The sequence below is a fragment of the Ligilactobacillus saerimneri genome (assembly GCF_036689625.1).
Taxonomy (GTDB): Bacteria; Bacillota; Bacilli; order Lactobacillales; family Lactobacillaceae; genus Ligilactobacillus; species Ligilactobacillus saerimneri.
Map to the genome: position 1 here is coordinate 883,278 of NZ_CP144759.1, position 20,738 is coordinate 904,015.

Here is a 20,738-nt window from a genome sequence, read left to right on the forward strand (position 1 = left end):
CCTGATATCTCCTTTAAAAAAATTCAGTTATATATTATCACAATTATTATTGTGATCGATATCGATAAGGCTTATTCTTTATCCTTATAAACCAATTCTGGTTCAGCTGTCCCGTTAACAGTTTCCTCAGTAACGATTACCTTGGCAATGTCATCGTTGCCAGGAATTTCAAACATAATATCGTTGATTGTGCCTTCAATAATTGAACGTAAACCACGCGCCCCAGTATTACGGGCAATCGCCATCTTAGCAATGGCTCCTAGTGCTGCTGGTGTAAAGTCCAGCTCTACCCCATCCAAAGCAAGCAACTTCTTGTATTGCTTAACTAATGCATTCTTCGGTTCCGTTAAAATCCGCACTAAGTCCTGCTCTTTTAATTTTTCCAAGGCTGTTAAAATTGGTAAACGTCCGATAAATTCAGGAATCAAACCAAATTTGAGTAAGTCTTCTGGGATAATCTGCTGCATCAAAGAAACATCATCTTGCAACTTATTAGTTGAGTTGGTTCCAAAGCCAATTACCTTTTCACCTAAACGCTCCTTAACGATGCCTTCGATCCCATCAAATGCACCCCCAACAATGAATAAAATGTTGGTAGTGTCGATTTGAATGAACTCTTGTTGCGGATGTTTCCGTCCTCCTTGAGGCGGAACATTAGCAATTGTTCCTTCTAAAATCTTAAGGAGGGCTTGTTGCACCCCTTCACCTGACACATCCCGGGTAATGGAAACATTTTCGGACTTCTTGGCAATCTTGTCGATTTCATCGATATAAATGATCCCCCGTTGGGCCCGCTCAACATCATAGTCAGCATTTTGAATTAATTTCAAGAGGATGTTTTCGACGTCTTCACCAACATATCCCGCTTCTGTCAAAGTTGTAGCATCTGCGATTGCAAATGGCACATTGAGAATTCGTGCCAAGCTCTGAGCTAAATAAGTCTTCCCCGACCCAGTTGGCCCAACGATACAAATATTTGACTTTTGCAGTTCAGTATCATCATCGTCATCATCATTTAATGCAGAATTAATTCGTTTATAGTGGTTATAAACAGCTACTGCCAAGGTTTTCTTAGCAGCATCTTGCCCAATAACATACTGGTCAAGAATATTCACAATTTCTTTTGGCGTTGGAACATCCTTAACTTCTTCAACAGCGGCTGCTTTTTTCTGTTGATCAAAAATTGACTGTGCTAAATCAACACATTCATTACAAATATATACGCCTGGGCCTGAGATCATGCTCTCGACTTGATCTTCTGATTTACCACAGAAAGAACAAGAGATCGGCCCTTGCTTATTTGGATCTTGGAACATTAGTTAATCACCCTATGTTTTTTTATTAGTTATAATTCTAACAGAGATTATATTCAAATACTAATAAGAAACTTTTTCCACGCTTATATGTCAGTTCAGATGAAAAAAGAAAACCCCCTTTCCAGGGGGTTTTTCATCATCAATCAGGATTACTTTTCGTCTTCCTTGTTTGACTTCCGAGTTTGCTTAGCAGAATCAGTAATTTCATCAACTACTTTTCTGATTGCAATATCATGCTTCAACATGGTATCAGTCAATGCAGCCCGAACCTGCTTTTCATCCATTTTGTATTGATCAGCAAGCTTCTTAATTTCTGCTTGAATTTCTTCTTCAGAAGGATCGATTTCTTCCTTAGCCACGATAGCTTCAAGTACTAAGTTAGTCTTAACACGACGTTCAGAACCTTCAGCGAATTGCTTACGTAAATCATCTTCACTTGTGCCAGTCAACTTGAAGTACATATCTGGGGAAATGCCTTGTTGTTGCATACCAGCCATGTATTGGTCGATTTGACGTTGAACATCATCATCGATCATTGCTTGAGGAATGTCACCGATCTTAGCATTTTCCACTGCCAAGTCTAATGCTTCGTTTTGGATAGCTTCACGAGCAGCAGCAACCTTTTGTTCCTTCAAACGATCCTTAACCTTTGCCTTTAATTCTTCTAAAGAATCAACTTCTTCATCAACATCTTTAGCAAAGTCGTCATCTAATTCAGGTAATTCCTTGGTCTTAACTTCGTGAATAGTTACTTCGAAGACAGCATCCTTACCTTGTAAGTCTTCTGCTTGGTAGTCTTCTGGGAAAGTAACCTTAACTTCTACTTCATCGCCACTCTTGTGACCAACTAATTGGTCTTCAAAGCCAGGGATGAATGTGTGGGAACCAAGAACTAAGGAGTAGTTAGTACCCTTGCCACCGTCAAATTCTTCACCATCAACTTTACCAACAAAGTCGATAACTGTAGTATCGCCTTCGGCAGCTGGTTGGTCTTCTTTAAGAACCAATTCAGCTTGTTGTTCACGCATGTTTTCTAATTCGCCTTCGATATCAGCTTTTAAAACGCGTGTTGGGTGTGGAGTTACTTCAAGATCCTTGTATTGACCAAGTTCAACTTCTGGTTCAACAGTAACTACTGCAGTCAGAGTCCATTCTTGACCCTTTTCCATTGATTCAACAGAAACTTCTGGTTGGCCAACAGGCTTAATAGCTGCTTCAGTAACAGCTGCAGAATAAGCTTCTGGTAAAATAGCGTTCAACGCATCTTGGTATAAGGATTCTTCGCCGTACATCTTGTTGAAGATTTGACGAGGAACTTTCCCCTTACGGAATCCAGGGACGTTCAAAGATTTTTTTACTCGGTTGAAGGCAACGTCTAAACCTTCCTTAACTTTGTCAGGAGTGATGGTGAAAGTCAATTGACCCTTGTTACCATCTTGTTTTTCCCATTTTACAGACATATTTTTCCCTCCGCGTGAAAAATTTGCGCAATTATTTAATACAAATTGCATACTTTATAAGTTTACCGTAGATACCTTTAAATGTAAATATCATGGTAAAAATAAAAGACCAGGAAACCCTGGTCTTTCAATAATTATATAGCTAATGGAATAACTATTAGTCTTCGATTTCGGAAACGACACCGGCACCAACAGTACGGCCACCTTCACGGATAGTGAACTTAAGACCCTTTTCCAAAGCAACTGGCTTGATTAATTCAACGTCGAATGTAACGTTGTCGCCAGGCATAACCATTTCTACACCTTCTGGTAATTCGATGATACCAGTAACGTCAGTTGTGTGGAAGTAGAATTGTGGACGGTAGTCTGAGAAGAATGGAGTGTGACGGCCCCCTTCTTCCTTAGTCAAGACATAAACTTCACCCTTGAACTTCTTGTGAGTTTGGATGGAGCCTGGTGCAGCAAGCACTTGACCACGTTGAACTTGGTCACGGTCAACACCACGGAGCAATGCACCGATGTTGTCACCAGCTTCACCTTCATCAAGAGTCTTGTGGAACATTTCCACACCAGTGATAGTAGTCTTAAGAACGTCGTCAGTTAAACCAACGATTTCAACTTCATCACCGACCTTAACAACACCACGGTCGATACGGCCAGAAGCAACAGTACCACGACCAGTGATAGTGAATACGTCTTCGACAGGCATCAAGAATGGCTTGTCAGTAGGACGTTCTGGAGTTGGGATGTATTCATCAACAACATCCAATAATTCTTGGATAGCCTTTTGTGCTTCAGCATCGCCTTCAAGGGCCTTAAGAGCTGAACCACGAACAACAGGAATGTCATCTCCAGGGAAGTCGTATTCGCTTAATAAGTCACGAACTTCCATTTCAACTAAGTCAAGCAATTCTTCATCGTCAACAAGGTCAGTCTTGTTCAAGAAGACAACGATGTATTGAACACCAACCTGACGTGCCAAAAGAATGTGTTCACGAGTTTGTGGCATAGGACCATCAGTTGCAGCAACAACAAGGATAGCACCATCCATTTGTGCGGCACCAGTGATCATGTTCTTAACGTAGTCAGCGTGCCCTGGCGCATCGATGTGTGCGTAGTGACGCTTTTCAGTTTCATATTCAACGTGAGCAGTGTTGATAGTGATACCACGTTCACGTTCTTCTGGAGCAGCATCGATTGATGCGTAGTCTTCAGCTTGTGCCAAGCCTTTTTCAGCTAAAACCTTAGTGATAGCTGCAGTCAAAGTAGTTTTACCGTGGTCAACGTGGCCGATAGTACCAATGTTAACGTGGGGTTTTGTTCTTTCGTAATGTTCTTTAGCCATTAATACGAACCTCCTGTGATTTTGCAAAGAGAACCCGCAATACCAATGGTTTGCCGATTATCTCTTGCTTAATATTATACAACTTCCTCCAAAGAAAGCAAAGCAAATTACGCTTTCTCTCCCTGGGAAAGAATTCTTTAATTATTATATAGACCTGTTCTTGTTTTGTAAATACTTTTTTTAGTCTTTATTGCCTTTATTACAAGTATTTCACGTCATTTCCATTTTCTCTTTACTTAATATTCTAATTCCGGCGAAACACTGGTCTTTAACCCAGTAGAATTTCATCAAATCTTCCTATTTTATAACTAGTTTTTTCCATACTATAATCGTATTTCAACTTGTTGAAGTTCTAAGTCCCAAAAAACACCCCTTGATTTACTTGTAATCGTTTATATTTATAACATCAAGAATATCAATCTAACTTATCAAAGTCGTTAACTCTATATAAGGATACTGAAAGTGAGGAGATTTGATGCGTAAAGCAATAATTAACCATAAACTAATCGGTTGCATTGAAGGTCATTACCTAGGCTACTTCCACAGCAATTGTCCGGATAGCCCGTTTAGTAATTTCTACCAAACAAATTTCACGGTGTACCATGATTCTAACACGCATGAACTGACAGCTACACAAACCAATGGTGCCACTGTCCAGGAGCTTCATTTCAATTGTGTTGAACAACTATTTGCTTGGTATAAAGCAATTGTATGCGGTGATCATCGTAGTGCAACAAAGATTTTAGCCACAACCAGCATTAACCCCGTCGTTTTTAAAAAACTTGGACGCAAAGTTCAAGGATATAGTGATGAACTATGGGTACAACCCGATCCAAAAACAAAGCGTTCGGCGGCAGAAACAGCCATGCTTGTAGGTATGCAAGCTAAGTTCATTAGCGATCCTTTCTTCAAGCAGGCCCTACTCTTTGCTCAAGAAAACAATCTCCATTTAGCTGAAGTCAATCCTCGTGATGGAATTTGGGGAACACGAACTAGCTTGAAAAAACCAGGCTGGAGCAATTTCAAAGGACAAAACAAGCAGGGCAAGCTGCTAGATTCCCTGATTTATCGTTGATCTGCATTTCTTTTCTTACGACCAATTGTCTTGAGGTCATAAAAAGCTAGACAGATTTATTACTAGGAGGATATCTATCATGAAAAAAGGCATTTATACTAGTTTATTACTTGCAACATTAAGTTTTGGGGGCGTTACTGTCATCAGCAACCATACTCAGCCTGCTCCCGTCGAAGCTAAGTCTGTTTTAAAAAAGACTTTTAAAGTCGGCAAAACCGCAACTTATAAGGGAGTATCTCTAAAAGTTAACAGCTTCCAATATGTAGAACCGGGAGAATATGATTCTGTGGACGAAGGCAAGCACTTTATTGTTGCTAATGTCACTATCAAAAATAAGAGTCGTAAGAGTTACGACTATAATCCTTACGATTTTAAGTTAAATGTTAACGGCAATAATACGGATTTAGATGCTTACCCTGATGCTGTTGACAACTTACTTGAAGCTGGAACCCTTGATAAAGGTGGTTCAGTTACCGGAAACTTAGCTGGTGAAATTAAAATTGGCGCCCCTAATCCGAAGTTAAAGATGAGTGTTAGCTATCTCGACAACTCCAAGAATATTACTTTTGCGTTAAAATAATATTTTTAATGTATAGCATCTGATTGCGGCCGGTAAAAAGTCTAGCAATTTAAAAAGCACTAGAAACCACGTTACTGAAACGTTGATTTCTAGTGTTTTTTGTTGTTATCTGCCATAATTTCATCTAAAAAACTGTTTTTTTATTCGCTATTTTCAGCGGTAATTTTTTGTACTAAGCCCTTTTGAAAATAACCACCGGACATATCGTAAAATAGGCGCAATTCAGTCAGCACATCATCACGGTAGTCAGTAAAGACCGTCCCGCTTGAGGTTGGTGTGGGTGGTGTCCCACACATGATGGTTTGCGGATTGTCTGAGTCCGTGACGGTATACTTTAAGGCCGCTTCCTGGTCGGTGGTGTACTCTTGCGCTTCGTCGATAATCATCAGGTCAAAGCCTTCCCCTAGCCCGCCAGATGATGTCCGGGTACGAAACTGGATAACGCCACCCGATTTAAAAAGTTCAATCCGTTCTTGACCCTTCGCCTTGATCGAATTAAAATCATCGCCGTTTTTGTAGCCTGATTTTTCTAAGTAGCGCTTCACTTTTTCAAAGGACGAGTGTGACGTCGAGATCAGGTGCGCTGTGTGGAGGACATTTAAGCCCTGCTCTAACGCCCAAATCTCTTTCATGTAGATAACTTCGGTTTTTCCGTTCCGCCGTGGTATAGCGTAGCCAAATTTTTGGTGTACCCACAAACCGTCATCATCCACAGCCATGATCGGATCCAGTAAGTTTTTCTGCCATTCGTAACAGGAAAGCCCGGACCGTTCATAGTACGCCACCGCTTCATCGCTCAGCGTTTTCTGATATGGAATTATTACCGATTGAGTCGGAGTTTGTCTGCCAATTCTTTTTTGATTAGCCATACTTTGCTCCTTTCAATCTTTTAAAAGATTAGTGAATCAATCGCATCACCTCCTTAAATTAGGGTATAAAAATAGCGGTCATTGTTAGTGACCGCTATATTAGATAACTAATTTTTTTGCTTTCTCATATTCAACTGACAATTTCCGCTTAAAAATTTCTATTTCAGATTGTGACATACCAGGTTCTGCACTAGCACAAATATCTGGCACTTCTTCAGATAAGCAACGGACAGCGTCTGGTTGTTCGCTAAACATCTCATCATAATCATCAACCAGAGCGTCTTCAATTTCACCAGAAAAATCAAAAATATCTTTTGGCGTCTCCTGCAAAAAGGCTTCTATTTTTTTCATCATCTCATTAAATTTCATACCAACCATCCTTTTTATGCTTTCTCCGCACAATAGACACGATATCATTCGTGTTAGTATTACGAATAATTGCAAGTTGCAGTCTTTCGTCGAAATGAACTACTTTGACATCATTTTGTCTGAAATCAGGTTCACGTTTTGATAAGTCCAGCACATCATTTATAGTGATAATCTTAAAGCCCTTCTTCTCAATACGATCCAATCGAGACGCTGCATGCACGGACAACGATTGCCCCTCATCTCTAAAAATGTTATGGTAGCCAGCCACCTTGTTTTTGTATCCTTCATTCCAATTTTTTTCTTTCAACTCAGAATAAAAATCATATTCTTTTCTCAAGTCGTCATACTTACTACCTTTATTATACTTCAATTCCTGAAACTTAGGCAATGACGGCGGCATCTTATCTGGCCCTAAAACTTTGGCCATTTTGCGGTACTCTTGTGCATTGGTCCTGCCGTTGTTTGACTTTATGTCTTCCAAAGCTTGCTTTTCACGTTCGCGTTGAGTAATCGCCTCTTTTTTCCAGCTCTTACTCCAAACATTCTGCTTTTTACCATCTCCTGGCAAATAATCGGTCACACACCGACAGTTTTCATGCCGATGAAAGACTTCATTTGGCGTTCCCTTTGGATAGTCGTAAGTTCCTTCCAGGCCACGGCACCACTTACATGCTTTGCCTTTAACCTGGCGCTTGATGACCGCCTTCATGCCGGCGTCACTGTGAAACTTCGCATTTTTCTTAATGGCCTCATCCACGACTGATTGTGTGAAATTAACCATCGGATCACCTAGGACCCATTGCACGTCCGTAAAATCATCGGCACTGCTCAGTTTATTGACAAACCCCTTTACTCGATCCTGGTCAAAGTCAGGACGCTGGGCTCGCAGTTTCAATCCCGCTTGCTGATTAAGCCTAGTCTGCACACCCTCCGTGTAATCAGAGACGAGAGAGTAGTTATTTTTCAGTGTTTCGTTAAGCACCCCGTCAGCAATATTGAAGTACATCTTACCATCAGGCAAAGTTTCCGCTGTGATGTGGACGTTAAGCACTTTAGACAGTATCTCTCCGACCTCCACAGCGTAGGCGTGGGCGTCTTTGTAGGTTGCTGTGCCATCATTTAAGGACTTTAGATGACCGTCATTGATTCCCCTCATAAAAACGGGTCTACACTCTGGTATTGGCGAACGTCAATGCCAGATTTTTGGGCACAAAATAAGGACCAAAAGCTGGTCCTTGTCATACAATTAAATCACCACAACATATCAGAAAGACGGTTCTGCTTTTATCCCTTGATAATTATTCAATGCTAAAACTCCTCGGAATTACAAACCCAAATATTGAATTGTTCGTGGTAAAAGAAGATTATCGTAGCGCGCCTCACTTGCCCATGTGATCGTTGCCCTTACTGTGATTTTATGACTGTCATCAAAAATGGTTTATACTTAACCCAGATGTCGCGATCTCCGTCTCTACTTCTTTGGCAACCTTAGTTCCAACGCCCTTAGCCTTACCACCTGCCGTAGGAATATTAGTAGCTACTTCTTCAACAGCCTCGCCAGTCTTACTTGCACTCTTCACAGGCGTTTCAGTATAAGCATTACTTGCGGCCATCTTAGCCTCCGCTAGTTTTTGATATTCAGCAGTTAACGAAGCCACTTCGGTTTGCTCTGTTACTATTTTTGACTTAAAACCCCCAAAAATTTCCGCAAGTTTTTGCATCTTCAAGGTAAAATTAACCACTTTGTCAATTACCCATAGCCTTGCTCCTAGCTTAATGACATCAAGCGCAACATAATTATATTTAAGAAGAATTTCAGCTAGTTTGGCCACTCTGCCGGCAAATTTCCCCACACCTGAAGCCATCGCTTCCACGTCTTCTTGGAAATCTTTCTGGCTAAATAAATCACTCAGTGATTTCGTGGCTTCCGTCATGTAAGGTAGTAATTCTGCCCCAAACTTGATTTCTAGGTCTTCCCAGGCTTTTTTGAACTTTTGGGTGTTAGCTTGGGCTGTTTCAGAGTTCTTTTGTGCTAATGTTTGAACGTACTTTCCCTTATCAGCGGCCGCCTGGGTCTTTTCCGTCAACTCGCCTAAGCGTTTCGAGTTTTCGGCTAGGATCATCCCGGCTTGTTGCCCAGTTGTCCCAAACAGAGCATTAAAGACGGTGTTTTTCTCTGCCCCGTTCATATCTTGTGTATGCTTATTCAGCACACCCATGATATCCGTTAAAGACTTCAGATTCCCATTAGCATCTACGATTTCATTCTTCTTAATCCCTAATTTGCCAAGGACTGAGTTCTTACTATCAATATTTTTTACCGCAGAAACTAACGAATTAATAACTTTTCGCAGACCTGTACCCAATATGTTACCGTACGGGCTCTTTATCCCGCACTTCACCGTGTTTCCATAGTGTTCAGACTATCTCTTCATCCTTGAAAGTTGACATAAAAAAAGAGTCCTCACGGACTCATCGTTGCTTAAAATTTGAATATCCATCCAAATACCCCACCAATAATTGATATTAAGCCACTTATCAAAAAGAAAGTAATAATCAGAGCACTTGGTGAAGGTAATCCCTCAGCCGCTAAATACATACCTAGTACTAAAAAAAGCAACATAGTAAAAACAATAAGCACTGCTTGCTTACCATCACCCTTTTTCGGCTTATACAGTTTCATTACTTCCACCTCCATTGGTGTTATCCGTTTCTTTCTATATTTAATTATATCACTTTCAAGGAGTTTTGCCTTTGTGGAAATTTCGGCATGAACAATGTTTTTAGCCTACTCTTTCTAGTCGTTACACCTTCCTCAGGTTTCCCTTGAGGCTTGGCTCGGGATCAACTTGCCATTGCTGGTTTAGCCTTCCCCGAATTAACAAAATGCTTGTTCAAAGCGATTACTCGCTAAGCGGCCAGTTTTACCAAAGCCTTGTCTGCTTCTAAACCTGCGTTTGATAGGACACCCATTGCACTAGCTGTTTCTGCCAAGCTAAACTTAGCCTGGTGTGCTGTTGATGACACATAGGACATCCCCACCCCTAAGGATTGGAATGAAGTTGAAGTCACATCAGCCGAATATGCCAGGGCGTTGACTGCTTTATCGGGATGTGACGCCTATATCGTAAATAACAAAAACCGCCTATTAAGACGGTACTTTTAAACATTCGTATTGATAGCCGGTTGTATTTTTTGCAACAGTTTATCAAAAAACCAGTGTTTTTTAGTGTTAAGCCAAAAATAAGAACGCCGGTATGACGGGCTTTCTAGCACTCACCAACACCGGCAAAACTATATAAAAAGGAGAGTACAGGATTTGAACCTGCGCGCCGGTATTACCGGTTCGCCGGATTTCGAGTCCGGTGCATTACCACTCTGCCAACTCTCCATAACAGGAATAATTGTACCAGCAAATATTCCCCATTGCAAATTAATCCTCGTGATCTTTGTTCATATTTCTGATAATGAAATACATAGGGAAAGATACGATTGCAAAGCCTAAAATAAAGTTAATAAGAGATTGCATTATTACACCTCAGCACATAGTTTATTCATCATGATAAGAATATCATATTTCGCGAATAACTAGGACTTTTTTGAGTAATTCTAAGGCTGTTCTTAACCACAAACAAGAATTAGAAATATGCTATAATTTAGAACATAATATATTAATTATGGGAGAATTTCATGATACAAGAGATCACATCAGCAACCAACCAGCGCGTTAAAGATTGGGCAAAACTCCAAACAAAACGTGGCCGGCGCAAACAAGGCAAATACTTATTGGATGGTTGGCACCTAGTAAAAGAAGCCATAGCAGCGCAAGCACCGCTACTGGAAATCATTTTTACAGCAGAATCCAAGCACCACACTGACTTACCAGATAATTTAGATGTTCCATATTTTCAAATAACAGATAGTATCGCCAAAAAGCTCAGTACTACACCCAGCCCTCAGGGAATTTTTGCCACAGTAGCATTACCTGAACCGAATGCTATCAACCCTGATGAAGTCCAGGGAGCATGGTTGTTTTTAGACCAGGTCCAAGATCCGGGAAATATTGGAACCCTTGTTCGTACTGCAGATGCGGCCGGGTTCGCGGGAGTAGTCTTTGGTAACGGAACAGCTGATTATCATCAACCCAAAGTCTTACGTGCAATGCAAGGGAGTCAATTTCATTTACAACTAGTTGACGCCGATTTAACGGACTGGATCACTAGTTTCCGCAAGCGGGCATTACCTGTTTTCGGAAGTGAGCTCAACGAAGAAGCAAAGCAATACGACCAAGTTGGCAAGTATCAAGACTTTGCTTTAGTAATGGGAAATGAAGGCAACGGCATGCAAGCAGATCTTTTGGCTTTAACAAGCGATAATCTCTATATCCCCATCAAGGGTTATGCTGAATCGCTGAATGTGGCTATTGCCGCTGGTATCTTAATGTTCCAATTACGGGCATAGAACATAGTCGTTTTACGAAATCTCCATAGTATAGAAAGGATAGCAAAATGATGGAAGCACAAGCTAGACATAAAGCAAGCGCACTATTTACTGGATGGGATCAAACAATGATTTGGTCATGTTTAGATGGAACCATGGGGCAGATTATTGTTGATGATGATCGTGATCCCCAAGCAGCACTAGCTTTAATAGGCATTAGTTCGGCGTTTGCCTTTTTTGCTGGACGGCCTAACATGCAGCTTGTGGCTACTGCTGTTGATTCCTGTCCTGATCTAATTATGGTGCCCCAAACTCCAGCATGGGCGCAGCTAATTGAGAAATATTGCGGCGATCGAGTAAGAAAATTTACCCGGTATGCGACCCGTAAGGATACACAGTTTGACCAGGCCAAACTTCAAACATTGATTAGCCAATTGCCGCCAGAATTTCAAATCCGCCCCATTGATGCCAACCTGTATTCGCAATGCTTACAAATGGAATGGTCAAACCACTTGGTAGGTAACTTCCACACTTATGACGAGTTCAACCGCTTAGCCCTCGGTTATGTAGTGGTTAAAGACCAACAAATCGTGGCAGGAGCGAGCTCGTTTTCAGCTTATCAAGGAGGCATTGAGATTGAGGTCATTACTCATGCTGATTTTCGCGGACAAGGCTTAGCAACAAGTGCCTGTTCCCAATTAATCACAACTTGTCTTGCCCAGAAACGGTATCCGAGTTGGGATGCTCACACCAAAATTTCTTTACGATTAGCACAAAAATTAGGTTATCAATTTGCTTACGAATATTTGGCTTACGAATTAGAAGAAAAGCCATCTCCTTTTTAAGCGTTCCGCCGGTGTTGATTAGTGTTAAAAGACCGCCTTTTTAAGGGCGGTTTTCTTATTTTAAAGTGTCTTCTCGGTAAAAAAAGTAACACAAAAACGTCCCTAAGGATATGAAACTGCTAAAAAGAGATATTATATTCTAAGTAACGAACAATCGTTCACGGTAACCAAAACAATAACCCCCAGCAACCAGACACTCCAATATTATTACCGCTCAGCCCGCATTACTGCCCAATACTTTATAGCCCTTTCCGCCACCTTTGGGAGCCAGTGAACCTGTACCCAATATGTTTCCATATTGTTCAGACTATCTTTTCATCCTTGAAAGTTGGTATAAAAAAGGAGCCCTTGCGGACTCAATATTTTAACACTAGAAAAACTTACCAATGATTATGAAAGGAAGAAAGAGGAGAAGTATACCCCCGAATATATACATATATATAATGGTTTTAAATACAGTAAATAATTTAATAATTAAATCGAACACCGTTATATCATACATAGCACACACAACTCCAATAGTACCGCTAATTATAATCACTACAAATGCAATAATTGATGTGAGTGTGTCTTCTTTTTTCCATTTATACAATTTCATCCTTTCACCTCCGTTAGCTTTTTCAGCTATTGAGTTCACAATAATTTACTAAATATTCCACCGATAAATGAAATAAATCCAACAATTACAAAAGCAGGAATAAGCAAATCATCAATGGAAGTGATCCCCATATTTGAAAGAGGCCATACTATTACAATGGCAAATAATATAGCAAAAATAAAAATAAGCATAAGTTCCTTGCTATCACCTTTTTTCGGCTTATACAGCTTCATCCTCTCACCTCCATTGGCTTTTTCCATTTCTTTAAATCACTTTCAAGGAGTTTGTCCTTCCTCAAATTAACAAAATACTTGTTTAAAGCTATTACTCACTAATTAACCAGTTTTACCAAAGCTTTTCCTGCTTCTAAACCTACGCCCAATAAGACACCTATCGCACTAACTGTTTCTGCCAGGCTGAAACTGTCCCAGTGCACCATTGACTATAAACAGCAAGCAACTAACCTTTATCAGAAGAGATGTCTTCCCGGCAGTTAACATCAGCTAATATGACGGCAACTTTCAACACATCTCTCCCAAGTTTTCCAGATGTATTCAATGCCTTTTATGAATGCCAAAATTCCATCATTTACACTACTAATCTTTTTGTCATATCAATATTAACCACACCATATTCTCTCCAATTTGATTGCATTCATGCTTGGATTGCCATCTTTATGCGCGTCTGCATCTTCCGAAACAATGTCAAACATTTTTACATGAATGTCCTGAAGTTGTTCTTCTGTCAGTTCTAACTCGATCTCTGTATCATTTTCATCAGAAATGAATTGCTTAAGATATCGAAATAACTTAGGATAAGTGTTCTTTATAAAGTCCATTTCTTCTACTGTAAAATAGATATAGCCTGTTTCACTCATTACTAATCTCCTTGTTCGGTACAGCATCTGCATAATCCCATGCTTCTTCAAAGCAAAAACCATCCTTTGTTAGCTCACCTTCTTGAGAAACTTCGCACATCAAGACATCACCCACTGCATCGAAAATAATATCGTACTCAGATTGATCTTCCAAATTAATGTATATTTCATCGTTTCTATAAATTGCCTTTTTCTTCAGCAATTCAAAAAAATCAGGATATTTGACTTTGATCCAATTAAAATCTTTCTCTCTAAAAATAAGTGGTCTAATCATGACATTACTACTCCTTATCTAAAAAACTTCTGATGTACAGCTGGATCCAGGTACTGTCTCTTTAGATAACGATGGTAATAATCCGATCCAAAAATACGATGATGGATTACATAATATGCTTTTGCCTGGGAAAACCGTTAAAGCTGTAATGGTATTCACTCTTAATAATGACAAACCTGTCCGCGTAACATTTGAAGATCCTGAATTCAATGTTATTGGCGTCAAAAATTATAATGTTGCTGATAAAATGAAATGATTTTATGCTCGCACCTGCGGGCTTTTTTGTTATCAAATCAATTCAATTTATGAATTTTACCTCTTCACATATCATGCTTTTCAGACATAAAATGTTCCCCTATTGTTTTACTGCCAATTTTAAAAGATAAAATCTTTTTCGGATCCGTATACGGAATGTACATCTCATAACTCAAGTCATATGGATAAAGAACCCAGCCTTCTTTATCTCTGTAACTCTTATTATTAAAGGCTGGACCTAAATAGCATATTTTGCCGTCAATAACAATTTCTAGTTCATCCTTTACCAACAATTCAAACTCAAGCCAATCTAACCACTTATTCTTTATATGCTCCATCCCTCCCCCTCCTTTTCCAGGTAGGTTGAGCAAAAATTGTCACTTTCTCGCCTTCTGAATGAGAATCATTATCATTATAAATAATATCCAACCAATAATTCCCCGGATCTTATCCTTTTTACTACTGCGTAAAATAGATATTTTTCCGTGCTTAAACTTGATTTCTTTAAGAACATTTTCTTTCATCTTTACTTTCCTCTTTCTTCTCCCATGCTTCTAGCAGTTTGTTAACTAACATCAAAATAACTCCTAAAACAAGTGCAATTCTTGTACTTCGCTGATACCGCGCTATTTTCTCTTCACTTCTTTCATCCTTCATTATTTGTCACCACCATTTTTATCTGTAAATCGATCCTGGAAAAATTCCCGCCAGTATGGGTTTTCTTTGTTGAAAATTGCCACTTCTTCGGTAGTCATATTGTATGGATAATCAGCAAAGAGATTATAAATTTTCTTCTTATCAAAAGAAAACAAATGTTTTCCCACTGAGTTAAAGTCATCCACCCACCAAACTGTATCTGTTTCTTTTTCTTTATAAAAATCGCCTAACATGTGTCATTTCCCCCTTTCCCTTCCTCCGCTTAACTACCGCAAGTATACAAATACTTTCTTAGTTTAGGGGGCTTTTTTTATCCCTTAATCATTGATTTTTTCTCATCATTCGTTAATCTCTCTTAATTGGTGTATAATCTAATTAATAAATTAGTAAAGGGTGAATTATATGCCAGAAGTTAGTCGTTTTTATACTAAATTCCAACCTGATCATTACGATATCTATCTTGATATCGATCGCAGTCACAAGGTCTTTTCCGGTAAAACCACTATTACTGGAACGGCACTTACACCACAAATTGCCATCCATCAAGAAGATATGACGATCGAAGCAGTCACAATGAATGATAGTCCACTACCATTCACTACTGATGATGCCAATACCGCACTGTATATTGATCTCCCTCATGCCGGAACAGTGACATTGACAGTTACATATTCTGCTAAATTAACTGATAAGATGATGGGGATTTATCCATCATACTATACCGTCGATGGTGTCAAAAAAGAGATCATCGGGACCCAGTTTGAAACCACCGCGGCCCGTCAAGCTTTTCCATGCGTCGATGAGCCTGAAGCTAAAGCCACTTTCTCTTTAGCCATCAAATTTGATGAACACGCTGGTGAAACCATTCTCAGCAATATGCCTGAAAAAGAAGTCATCAACGGTGTTCACTACTTTGAAACCACAGTTCGCATGTCAACTTACTTAGTAGCTTTCGCCTTTGGGGAGCTCCAAAGCAAGCTGACCCAAACTAAGAGCGGGGTTCAAATTGGTGTTTTTGCCACTAAGGCTCACCAGGCAAACGAACTCGACTTTGCTTTAGATATTGCCAAAAATGCCATTGAATTCTTCGAAGAGTTCTATCATACTCCATATCCACTCCCACACTCCTGGCAGCTTGCCTTACCTGATTTTAGTGCCGGGGCTATGGAAAACTGGGGCTTAGTAACCTACCGGGAAGCCTATCTTCTCTTGGATCCCGACAACACTGCTCTCGATACTAAACAAGTAGTAGCAACAGTCATCACCCACGAACTTGCTCACCAATGGTTTGGGGATCTAGTCACCATGAAATGGTGGGATGAACTCTGGTTAAACGAAAGCTTCGCCAATATGATGGAGTACGTCGCTGTCGATGCTATTCGACCAGAATGGAACATCTGGGAATTATTCCAAACCAGTGAACCAACACTGGCGCTTCAACGGGATGCTACCGACGGCGTACAGCCAATTCATGTCGCAATCAATGATCCTGCCGAAATTGACACTGTCTTTGACGCGGCAATTGTCTACGCCAAAGGCTCCCGAATGCTCGTCATGGTTCGCGCCTTAATTGGTGATGAAGCCCTGCGGACTGGTTTAAAGAATTACTTTGCCCAGCATAAGTATGGTAACGCTACTGGTGACGACTTGTGGACAGCTCTCGGTGAAGCAGCTGGGATTGATGTTGGCGTAATCATGAATTCCTGGCTCAAACAACCAGGCTACCCAGTCGTTACTGCTCAGGTTAATGCTGCTGGACAACTCGTCTTAACCCAAAAACAATTCTTCATCGGAGCAGGTCAAGACCAGGGACGGGTATGGCAAGTGCCACTTAACAGCAACTACAAATCTGTACCACAAATCATGAAAGACCGTGAACTTGTTTTAGGTGATTATGCAAGCTTACGTGCTGAAAATGGCGAACCATTCCGCTTAAATCTCGATAACACTGCCCACTATATCGTGCACTACGATCAACAACTCTTCCAAGACATCTTGGACAACGTTTCATCTCTTGATAACATCGCCCAGATGCAACTGTTGCAAGACTTGTTGTTACTAGCCAAGGGACAAGTAATCAGTTTTGCAGACTTGATTCCTGCTTTACACCTCTTTGCTGACAGTCATTCTTACATCGTTATGACTGCGCTATCTGCCGTGATCGCTGAATTAAAGCGGTTTGTCCTGCCAGATTCACCTGCTGAAAAACACCTGAAGGAATTCGTTAATAACTTGAGTGTTAACCAGGTAGCCCGCCTGGGTTGGCAACCTGTTCCAGGGGAAAGTGCTGATGATGAATTAACGCGGCCAATCGTTCTAAACGCTGCTCTTTATGCCGAAAATGATGCAGCTATTGCCGCTGCGCACCAGATTTATACTGCAAATAGTCAGACCCTGAGCCAACTTCCGGCTGCCACTCGGATGCTCATCTTACGCAATGAAGCCCAACACTTTGGTAATATGAACCTAGTTAAGCACTTACTGAACGAATACGTTACGACTGCTGACAGTAGTTATAAGCAGGACATCTATGCTGCCGTTACCCAAGTTAAAGGTGACGCAGAATTGAACCATATCGTAGCTCAATTCCAAAATGCTGACGTGGTTAAGCCCCAAGATCTTCGCGCTTGGTTTGGTCAAGTTTTAGGTAATCCAAATGGTGAACAACTTGCCTGGGATTGGATTCGGAATAATTGGCAATGGTTAGAAGATACCGTTGGCGGTGACATGGAATACCCAACTTTTGTCACAGTAATTGCACGGTATTTCAAGACCAAAGAACGCCTTGAGGAATTCAAGGAATTCTTCACACCGAAGTTAAAAGAAGCTATCTTGACCCGTGAAATCCAGATGGATACCAACCTGATTGCCGGTCGGGTAGCTCTGATTGCTGACCAAGCACCAGCTGTTCAAACTGCTTTGGCACAAGCTTTACAATAATAAACTACAAAAAAGCCTCCAAGAAAATCTTGGAGGTTTTTTGTTCTTAAATTTAATTATTTTCCAACCATGTGGCAGCTGCCTTCAATGCTGCAGCAATTCCTTCTGGTTTCTTACCACCGGCTTGGGCCAGGTCCGGACGACCGCCACCGCCACCACCAACAAGTGGGGCAATATCCTTAATCAAAGCACCGGCCTTGATTCCGGACTTAACCGCTGCTGGCGAAGCAGCAACAATCAAGTTTACCTTACCACCATCAGCTTTAGTGGCCAAAACTAAAACATCAGAAAGCTCTTGTGTCTTCCATTGGTCGGCCAATTGACGCAGTTGACCCATGCCTGAAACGCTAACCTGGGCTGCAATCAATTTCTTGCCATTAACTGTTTGAACATTCTTGAACACATCAGAAGCCTGTTGGCTAGCAAACTTATCTTCTAGAGCCTGCTTTTCTTGTTCCAGCTTCTTGATTTGTTCTTGTAATTGTTCCACTTTCCGCGGTGTATCTTCGATCTTAGTTGTCTTAAGATCAGCAGCAACTTGGTTCAATACTTGGTTCCGCTTCTCTAAGAATTCAAAGGCTTCCTTAGAAGTTACGGCTTCAATTCTTCTTACCCCAGCACCAACACCTGATTCAGAAACAATCTTGAACAAGCCAATCTCAATGGTATTGTCAACGTGGTTCCCCCCACAGAATTCCATTGAGTAATCGCCAGCTTTAACTACCCGAACAGTATCCCCATACTTTTCGGAGAATAAAGCGATGGCGCCCATCTTCTTGGCAGATTCAATATCTGTTACGACTGTTTCAACCGGCAAACTTGCCCAAATCTTTTCGTTGACAATGTTTTCGACTTGGTGAAGTTGTTCTTGACTCACTGAACCTAAGTTAGTGAAGTCAAACCGCAGGTATGTTGGTTCAACCAACGACCCTGCTTGGTGGGTATGCTCACCCAAGACATCCCGTAATGCTTGGTCTAACAAGTGGGTAGCTGTGTGGTTCTTCCGCACTTTTTCATGGAACATCCGGTCAACAACCAGCGTATATTCTGCGCCTTGCTTCATCGGAGCCACTACTTCAACCGTGTGCATGTTCTGACCATTTGGTGCATGTTGGACATCCGTTACTTTTGCAACTACATTACCAGCTGCATCCTGGATCAGTCCTTGGTCAGCAACCTGACCACCCATTTCAGCGTAGAATGGGGTCCGATCAAAGATCATATCGGCTGTTCCAGCTGTAACTTCGGCTACCAATTTATTGTCAACAATGATGTCTTTCAAGACACCAGTTGTTTCTAATTCAGAGTAACCAACATATTCACTTGGGGTCTTGATTTCCGTTAAAAGACCATTTTGTACGCCCATGGACTTGGCATTGGACCGGGCAGCCCGTGCTCGTTCTTGCTGTTCTTTCATCTTAGCAGCGAAGCCTTTTTCATCAACACCCAGACCTTCGTCATCAGCATATTCCTTGGTCAATTCCAGTGGGAATCCGTAAGTGTCATACAGTTTAAAGACTGGGGCTCCAGGTAGTTCAGTCCCGTTTTGTTGCTTAACTTCCGCAATCAAACTGTTCAATAAGTCCAAGCCGTCCTTCAATGTTTCATTGAAACGATCTTCTTCCATACGAATTACCTTGGCAATGAAATCAGCTTGTTCCAATACTTCTGGGTAAGCAGCTTGCATAATTTGACCCACAACTGGAACTAGTTTGTACATAAAGGCCCCTTGAATGCCTAGCTTTTGCCCGTGCATTACTGCCCGCCGGATCAACCGCCGAATAACGTAGCCCCGTCCGTCATTGGATGGAAGAGCGCCGTCACCAATGGCAAAGGTTACAGCCCGCGCGTGGTCCGCAATTACCTTATAGGAAACATCTAATTCTGGATCCTCGCCGTACTTTTTATTGTTATCCATCTTTTCCGTTGCTTGGATGATTGGCAAGAATAAGTCTGTTTCGAAGTTTGTTGGTGCGTTTTGGAAGATTGATGTAATCCGTTCCAACCCCATCCCCGTATCAATGTTTTTATGTGGTAATGGTTCATACGTACCATCTGGCTTGTGGTTGAACTGGGAGAACACAATGTTCCAGATTTCTAAATAACGTTCGTTTTCGCCGCCAGGATAACTTTCTGGGTCATCTGCAGGAAGGTTATTCATTTCTTGACCACGATCATAGAAAATTTCAGAGTCAGGACCGGAAGGACCTTCACCAATATCCCAGAAATTATCTTCTGCTTCATAGATGTGGTCTGAGGCTACCCCGACTTCTTGCCAGAACTTTTTGGCGTCCGTATCCTTAGGATAAACGGTGATGTAGAGCTTTTCTGGTTCAAAGGCAAACCATTCTGGGCTCGTCAATAATTCCCAGGCCCAAGTGATCGCTTCCTTCTTGAAATAATCCCCCACTGAGAAGTTCCCCAACATTTCAAACATCGTATGGTGCCGTGCTGTCCGTCCCACGTTTTCAATGTCATTAGTCCGAATTGACTTTTGCGAACTAGTTAAACGCCGGTTCTTGGGTACAACTGACCCATCAAAATACTTCTCCATCGTTGCGACCCCAGAGTTAATCCACAACAATGTTGGGTCATCGTGCGGAACTAATGGCGCACTTTTTAAAACATCGTGCCCTTTACTCTTGAAAAAGTCTAAATACATCTGCCGAATTTCAGCACTACTTAGTTTTTTCATCATTGCCACCCTTTCATCAGTAAACAAAAAACACCGCTGCTAATAAGGACGCATGACACGCGGTACCACCTTACTTGCAACGATGTTGATCGTTAACCTCTTAAATTCTCACCAATCAAGATGAGCTTGTATCCAGTTATTAT

20 protein-coding genes, 1 tRNA gene and 2 pseudogenes are annotated in these 20,738 nt (G+C 41.1%); 6 read left to right on the top strand and 17 right to left on the bottom strand.

The genetic code is table 11. The features are described 5' to 3' along the window. Nucleotides 1-71: 71 nt before the first annotated feature. The 3 genes from clpX to tuf form a co-directional block, all read right to left on the bottom strand. Nucleotides 72-1,316 carry an ATP-dependent Clp protease ATP-binding subunit ClpX gene (gene clpX / locus V3C97_RS04285; RefSeq protein ID WP_338433840.1) on the bottom strand — a complete coding sequence of 415 codons (1,245 nt, stop codon included), beginning with the start codon at nt 1,314-1,316 and terminating at the stop codon, nt 72-74. Between the two features lie 149 nt (nt 1,317-1,465). Further along, a complete protein-coding gene (gene tig / locus V3C97_RS04290) occupies nt 1,466-2,776 on the bottom strand; it encodes a trigger factor (protein ID WP_283146736.1) in 1,311 nt (436 codons plus the stop codon). A gap of 157 nt (nt 2,777-2,933) precedes the next feature. Then, the gene (gene tuf / locus V3C97_RS04295) at nt 2,934-4,121 is read right to left on the bottom strand and encodes an elongation factor Tu (protein WP_027826984.1); all 1,188 of its coding nucleotides are present in this window, start codon (nt 4,119-4,121) and stop codon (nt 2,934-2,936) included. Nucleotides 4,122-4,596: 475 nt separating this feature from the next. Between tuf and V3C97_RS04300 the strand changes: the two genes are divergently transcribed. Next, a complete protein-coding gene (locus tag V3C97_RS04300) occupies nt 4,597-5,196 on the top strand; it encodes an NADAR family protein (protein ID WP_338433841.1) in 600 nt (199 codons plus the stop codon). A gap of 79 nt (nt 5,197-5,275) precedes the next feature. Further along, nucleotides 5,276-5,776 (top strand): DUF4352 domain-containing protein, encoded by a 501-nt coding sequence (locus V3C97_RS04305; protein ID WP_283146738.1) that lies wholly within the window; start codon nt 5,276-5,278, stop codon nt 5,774-5,776. Between the two features lie 227 nt (nt 5,777-6,003). Here V3C97_RS04305 and V3C97_RS04310 read toward each other — a convergent pair. The 7 genes and pseudogenes from V3C97_RS04310 to V3C97_RS04340 form a co-directional block, all read right to left on the bottom strand. Next, nucleotides 6,004-6,645: pseudogene (locus V3C97_RS04310) on the bottom strand (terminase); the annotation flags it as partial. A gap of 99 nt (nt 6,646-6,744) precedes the next feature. Then, complete coding sequence (locus V3C97_RS04315; protein ID WP_216542519.1) at nt 6,745-7,014, bottom strand: hypothetical protein; 270 nt, start codon at nt 7,012-7,014, stop codon at nt 6,745-6,747. Then, nucleotides 7,004-8,065 carry a hypothetical protein gene (locus tag V3C97_RS04320; RefSeq protein ID WP_338433842.1) on the bottom strand — a complete coding sequence of 354 codons (1,062 nt, stop codon included), beginning with the start codon at nt 8,063-8,065 and terminating at the stop codon, nt 7,004-7,006. The genes V3C97_RS04315 and V3C97_RS04320 overlap by 11 nt, the downstream gene beginning before the upstream one ends. Before the next feature lie 376 nt (nt 8,066-8,441). Beyond that, nucleotides 8,442-9,380 carry a phage tail tape measure protein gene (locus V3C97_RS04325; protein ID WP_009551742.1) on the bottom strand — a complete coding sequence of 313 codons (939 nt, stop codon included), beginning with the start codon at nt 9,378-9,380 and terminating at the stop codon, nt 8,442-8,444. Between the two features lie 116 nt (nt 9,381-9,496). Next, a complete protein-coding gene (locus V3C97_RS04330; protein ID WP_009551744.1) occupies nt 9,497-9,697 on the bottom strand; it encodes a hypothetical protein in 201 nt (66 codons plus the stop codon). A 248-nt stretch (nt 9,698-9,945) separates the two neighbouring features. Beyond that, nucleotides 9,946-10,119 (bottom strand): annotated as a pseudogene (locus tag V3C97_RS04335) (phage tail tape measure protein); the annotation flags it as partial. A gap of 199 nt (nt 10,120-10,318) precedes the next feature. Then, nucleotides 10,319-10,405 (bottom strand) — tRNA-Ser (locus tag V3C97_RS04340). Nucleotides 10,406-10,704: 299 nt separating this feature from the next. Between V3C97_RS04340 and V3C97_RS04345 the strand changes: the two genes are divergently transcribed. After that, nucleotides 10,705-11,475, top strand: a complete 771-nt coding sequence (locus V3C97_RS04345; RefSeq protein ID WP_338433843.1) for an RNA methyltransferase — start codon at nt 10,705-10,707, stop codon at nt 11,473-11,475. 50 nt (nt 11,476-11,525) lie between these two features. Then, the gene (locus tag V3C97_RS04350) at nt 11,526-12,299 is read left to right on the top strand and encodes a GNAT family N-acetyltransferase (protein WP_338434542.1); all 774 of its coding nucleotides are present in this window, start codon (nt 11,526-11,528) and stop codon (nt 12,297-12,299) included. A 633-nt stretch (nt 12,300-12,932) separates the two neighbouring features. Here V3C97_RS04350 and V3C97_RS04355 read toward each other — a convergent pair. The 3 genes from V3C97_RS04355 to V3C97_RS04365 all read right to left on the bottom strand — a co-directional run bounded on the left by V3C97_RS04355 (nt 12,933) and on the right by V3C97_RS04365 (nt 14,048). Further along, complete coding sequence (locus V3C97_RS04355) at nt 12,933-13,130, bottom strand: hypothetical protein (protein ID WP_317294649.1); 198 nt, start codon at nt 13,128-13,130, stop codon at nt 12,933-12,935. A gap of 386 nt (nt 13,131-13,516) precedes the next feature. Next, nucleotides 13,517-13,774 carry a hypothetical protein gene (locus V3C97_RS04360; RefSeq protein WP_338433844.1) on the bottom strand — a complete coding sequence of 86 codons (258 nt, stop codon included), beginning with the start codon at nt 13,772-13,774 and terminating at the stop codon, nt 13,517-13,519. Then, nucleotides 13,767-14,048, bottom strand: coding sequence for a hypothetical protein (locus V3C97_RS04365; RefSeq protein WP_317294647.1), 282 nt, complete (start codon nt 14,046-14,048; stop codon nt 13,767-13,769). Before V3C97_RS04365 ends, V3C97_RS04360 begins: the two co-directional genes overlap by 8 nt. A gap of 40 nt (nt 14,049-14,088) precedes the next feature. Between V3C97_RS04365 and V3C97_RS04370 the strand changes: the two genes are divergently transcribed. Continuing rightward, nucleotides 14,089-14,304 carry a hypothetical protein gene (locus V3C97_RS04370; protein WP_338434543.1) on the top strand — a complete coding sequence of 72 codons (216 nt, stop codon included), beginning with the start codon at nt 14,089-14,091 and terminating at the stop codon, nt 14,302-14,304. A gap of 64 nt (nt 14,305-14,368) precedes the next feature. On the opposite strand, the gene V3C97_RS04375 is transcribed toward V3C97_RS04370, so the two are convergent. From V3C97_RS04375 to V3C97_RS04385, 3 genes are all read right to left on the bottom strand, one after another. After that, a complete protein-coding gene (locus V3C97_RS04375; protein ID WP_338433845.1) occupies nt 14,369-14,641 on the bottom strand; it encodes a hypothetical protein in 273 nt (90 codons plus the stop codon). A gap of 166 nt (nt 14,642-14,807) precedes the next feature. After that, nucleotides 14,808-14,960, bottom strand: coding sequence for a hypothetical protein (locus V3C97_RS04380; RefSeq protein WP_278838849.1), 153 nt, complete (start codon nt 14,958-14,960; stop codon nt 14,808-14,810). Beyond that, the gene (locus V3C97_RS04385) at nt 14,960-15,193 is read right to left on the bottom strand and encodes a DUF7675 family protein (RefSeq protein WP_317294644.1); all 234 of its coding nucleotides are present in this window, start codon (nt 15,191-15,193) and stop codon (nt 14,960-14,962) included. The genes V3C97_RS04380 and V3C97_RS04385 overlap by 1 nt, the downstream gene beginning before the upstream one ends. A gap of 169 nt (nt 15,194-15,362) precedes the next feature. On the opposite strand from V3C97_RS04385, the gene V3C97_RS04390 reads away from it, so the two are divergent. Next, the gene (locus V3C97_RS04390) at nt 15,363-17,900 is read left to right on the top strand and encodes a M1 family metallopeptidase (protein WP_338433846.1); all 2,538 of its coding nucleotides are present in this window, start codon (nt 15,363-15,365) and stop codon (nt 17,898-17,900) included. 52 nt (nt 17,901-17,952) lie between these two features. Here V3C97_RS04390 and alaS read toward each other — a convergent pair whose 3' ends face one another. Then, the gene (alaS, locus tag V3C97_RS04395; RefSeq protein ID WP_338434544.1) at nt 17,953-20,595 is read right to left on the bottom strand and encodes an alanine--tRNA ligase; all 2,643 of its coding nucleotides are present in this window, start codon (nt 20,593-20,595) and stop codon (nt 17,953-17,955) included. Nucleotides 20,596-20,738: the final 143 nt, after the last annotated feature.